1 protein-coding gene is annotated in these 4,504 nt (G+C 73.8%); it reads right to left on the minus strand.

Features of this window, described 5'->3' with window-relative positions:
* Positions 1-4,504 (minus strand): SDR family NAD(P)-dependent oxidoreductase (locus ABTZ58_RS39760; protein ID WP_502996222.1); only part of this gene is annotated, 4,504 nt, incomplete at both ends.

Genomic DNA, 4,504 nt, shown 5'->3' on the forward strand with positions numbered 1-4,504 from the left:
GGTCCAGCCCCGGCGCACCCCCCTCACCACGCACCACATCGACCAACGACCAGTCGACAAAACGCGACAGCGCCTCACCACACTCCACGAACCGCCCCGCGAACACCGGCGACGAATCGAGAAGCTCAACCGCCATCCCCACCCACTGCGCCCCCTGACCCGGGAACACGAACACCGGGTCGACGGTCTCGCCGACGCGCTGGGTGGTGCCTCGGGCGAGGCCGGGGGTGGTGGTGCCGGTGGCGAGGGCGCGTACTCCGGCGAGGAGACTGTCGCTGTCGGCGCCGACGACCACCGCGCGTTCCTCCAGGGCGGCACGACCCGTGAGGAGGGAGTGTGCCACGTCGGCGCGGTCGGGCGTGGTGTCCGCCAGTTGGGCCAGCAGTCGTTCGGCCTGGGCACGCAGCGCGTCCGCGGAGCGGGCGGAAAGCAGCCATGGCACGACGGTGCCGGCCGGGGTCGGGGTCGGCGTGGAGGTGTCCGGCTCGGTACCGGGCTGTTCGAGGATCACGTGGGCGTTGGTGCCGCTGACACCGAAGGACGAGACGGCGGCCCGGCGCGGGCGGCCGTCCGCGTTCCAGGGCCGGGTCTCGGTGAGGACCTCCACGTGTCCGGCCGACCAGTCGACGAACGGGGAGACCGCGTCGGCGTGCAGGGTGCGGGGCAGGGTGCCGTGCCGCATGGCCTGCACCATCTTGATGACGCCGGCCATGCCGGAAGCGGCCTGGGTGTGGCCGATGTTGGACTTCACCGAGCCCAGCCAGAGCGGGTGCTCGGCGTCGTGTTCCTGGCCGTAGGTGGCGAGGAGGGCCTGTGCCTCGATCGGGTCGCCGAGCTTGGTGCCGGTGCCGTGCGCCTCGACCGCGTCGATGTCCGCGCCGGACAGCCCGGCGTCCGCCAGCGCGGCGCGGATGACGCGCTGCTGGGAGCGGCCGTTGGGCGCGGTGAGGCCGTTGGAGGCCCCGTCCTGGTTGATGGCCGAGCCGCGCACGACGGCCAGGACCTGGTGGCCGTTGGCGCGGGCGTCCGACAGCCGTTCCAGAAGCAGCACGCCCACGCCCTCGGCCATGCCCATGCCGTCGGCGTCGGCGCCGAACGCCTTGCAGCGGCCGTCCACCGCCAGGCCCCGCTGGCGGCTGAAGCCCACCAGGCCGATCGGCTCGCCCATGACGGCGGCGCCGCCGGTCAGGGCGAGGGAGCACTCGCCGGAGCGCAGGGACCGGATGGCCAGGTGCATGGCGACGAGTGCGGAGGAGCAGCCGGTGTCCAGGGTCACGGCCGGGCCTTCGAGCCCCAGGGTGTAGGAGACACGGCCGGAGGCGATGCTGGTGACGGTACCGGTGATCAGGTGTCCTTCGAGTCCCTCGGGCACCTCGCCGCTCGCGCCGTACCCCTGGTGGGACACGCCGACGAAGACGCCCGTGTCGCTGCCGCGCAGGCTGTCGGGGGCGATACCGGCCCGCTCCAGGGTCTCCCAGCTGGTTTCCAGCAGCAGCCGCTGCTGCGGGTCCATCGCCGTCGCCTCACGCGGCGAGATGCCGAAGAAGCCGGCGTCGAACTCGGCGGCGTCGTGCAGGAATCCGCCTTCGCGGGCGTAGGTGGTGCCGGGCCGGTCCGGGTCGGGGTCGTACAGGTTCGCCACGTCCCAGTGGCGGTCGGCGGGCAGGGGGGAGATGGCGTCGGTCTCGTCGAGGACGAGTCGCCAGAAGTCCTCGGGCGAGTGGACGCCTCCGGGGAAGCGGCAGCCCATCGAGACGATCGCGATGGGTTCGTCCCGGTGTGCGGGGCTGTCCGCCGGGGTGGCGGGCAGGGCGGCGGCTCGCTCGTCCGCCGTGTCGTGGACGAGGTGTTCGAGGAGGTGCCGAACGAGGTCGTGAACGTTGGGGAAGTCGAACACGACGGTGGCGGGGAGGCTCAGTCCGGTCGCCGCGTTGAGGCGGTTGCGCAGTTCGACGGCGGTGAGGGAGTCGAAGCCGAGTTCCCGGAAGGCGCGCTGCGGGGCGATCTCGTTGCCGTCGGCGTGGCCGAGGACGCCGGCGACCTGGGTGCGCACGATGTCGGTGAGGGTGCGCACGCGCTCGGCGCCAGGCTGGGCGGTCAGTTCCGCGCGCAGTCCGCCGAGTCGGTCGGCGGCATGGGCCACGTCGGGCTCGTCGGCCCGCATCGCCTCGGCCACCTCGGGGACCTCGTGCAGCAGGGGCCGGGGGTGGGCGGCGGTGAAGACGGGGACGAAGCGTTCCCAGTCGATGTCGGCGACGGCCAGGAAGGTGTCGTCGTGGTCCAGGGCCTGCTGGAGGCCGGTGACGGCCAGTTCCGCGTCCATGAACGGGATGCCGCGCCAGCGCAGCTGCTCGCGCACGACGTTGACGGCCATACCGCCGCCCTCGGGGCTCCAGATGCCCCACGCGATGGACGTTCCGGTCAGGCCGCGGGCCCTGCGGTGGTCGGCGAGCGCGTCGACGTAGGCGTTGGAGGCCGAGTACGCGCCGTGATCGCCGCTGCCCCAGGTACCGGCGACGGACGAGTAGAGGACGAAGGCGTCCAGCCGGTCGTGGTCGAAGACGGCGTCGAGGTTGGCCGCGCCGAGCAGCTTGGCGCGGGCACCCTCGGCGAAGAAGTCCAGGTCGGTTTCGGCGAGGGGCGCGAGCATGCCGACGCCGGCGGTGTGCACGACGGCCCGGATGGCGGGCCCGTCCGACTCGACCTCGGCCACGAGGCGTTCCAGGGCGTCGCGGTCGGCCACGTCGCAGGCCGCGATGGTGACGCGGCAGCCCAGGGCGGTCAGTTCCTCGCGCAGTTCGGCGGCGCCGGGGGCGTCCGGTCCGCGGCGGCTGGTCAGCACCAGGTGCTCGGCGCCCTTGCGGGCCAGCAGCCGGGCGGTGTGGGCGCCGAGGCCGCCGGTTCCGCCCGTGACCAGCGCGGCTCCGCTGGTGCGCCAGGCGCGCGGTGCGGTGCGTCCGGCGAGCGGGGCCCGCACCAGGCGGCGGATGTGGGCGGTCCGGCCGCGCAGTGCGGTCTGGTCCTCGTCGGCGCGGGCGGCGAGAACGGCGACGAGCCCACGCGCGGTGTCCTCGTCCAGCTCGGCGGGCAGGTCCACCAGTCCGCCCCACCGCCGGGGCTGCTCCAGGGCGACGACGCGTCCGAAGCCCCACAGGGCGCCCTGGAGCGGGTTGCGGACGGTGTCGCCGGTGCCGGTGGTGACGGCCTCGCTGGTCAGGATCCACAGCCGGGCGTCGAGATCGGCGTCCAGCAGCCCCTGGAGCAGGACGAGGGAGGAGGTCATGCCGGCGGTGGCACCCGGGTGGCCGGGGGCGGCTCGCTCGTCGAGCGCCAGCAGGGAGACGACGCCTTGCAGGGACGCCGGTTCGGTGACGGAGACGGCGTCCGCGAGCCGGGCGGCGACCCGGGCGCGGTCCGGATCGCCGGCGTCCACGGCGAGGGTGACGGTGGTCGCGCCCGCCTGGCCGAGGGTGCGGGCCACGGCGACGACCAAGGGGGACCGCAGGTGCGTCTCGGGGACGGCGAGGACCCAGGTGCCGTGCAGGGTGCCGGCGGCGGGCAGGTCGTAGGGCCGCCAGACCACCCGGTAGCGCCAGCTGTCCACCGTGGCACGGTCGCGGCCGGCCCGCCGCCACGCGGACAGCGCCGGGACGATGTCGCCCAGTCCTTCGGTGCTGTTCAGTCCGAGGGTTCGGGCGACTTCCTGGAGGTCGCCCTCCTGAACGGTGCGCCAGAACTGCTCCTCGACCGGATCGGCGGCCTTCTCCCCGGCCTTCGGCGCGTCCAGCCAGTAACGGCGGCGCTGGAAGGCGTAGGTGGGCAGGTCGACGCGGCGCGGGGACAACCCCTCGAAGGCGGCCGTCCAATCGACCGCGACACCACGCGCCCACGCCTCACCCAGGGATACGTACAGGCGGTCCAGGCCGCCCTCGCCCCGGCGCAGCGACCCCACGACCACGGCGTCGGCACCCGCCGCCTCCACGGTCTCCGCCACCGGCACGGTCAACACCGGATGCGGGCTCATCTCCAGGAACGCGCCATGCCCGTCGGCGACCAGCGCGGCGATCGCGGGCTGCAGCAACACCGTCTGGCGCAGGTTGCGGTACCAGTACCCGGCATCCGTCTCACCATCGGTGACCCACTCCCCCGTCACCGTCGACAGGAACGGCACCGACGGCTCCCCCGCCACAACCGGGGCCAAAACCTCGGCCAACTCGGTCTCGATGGCCTCGACATGCGCCGAGTGCGAGGCGTAGTCCACCTCGACACGACGCACCCGGACACCCGACCCCTCGGCGTGCACAACCAGTTCGTCCAGCGCGCCGGCGTCACCCGACACCACTGTGGAGGTGGGCCCGTTGACCGCCGCGACCGAGATCCGGCCCTCCCACCCGGCGATCAACCCCAGAGTGTCCTCGTGGGAGAGCGCGACGGACACCATCCCACCACGGCCCGCCAGCGCCACGATCGCCTTCGACCGCAACGCCACCACCCGCGCACCGTC

It is taken from the genome of Streptomyces sp. NPDC094143 (assembly GCF_040303825.1).
Lineage (GTDB): Bacteria > Actinomycetota > Actinomycetes > Streptomycetales > Streptomycetaceae > Streptomyces.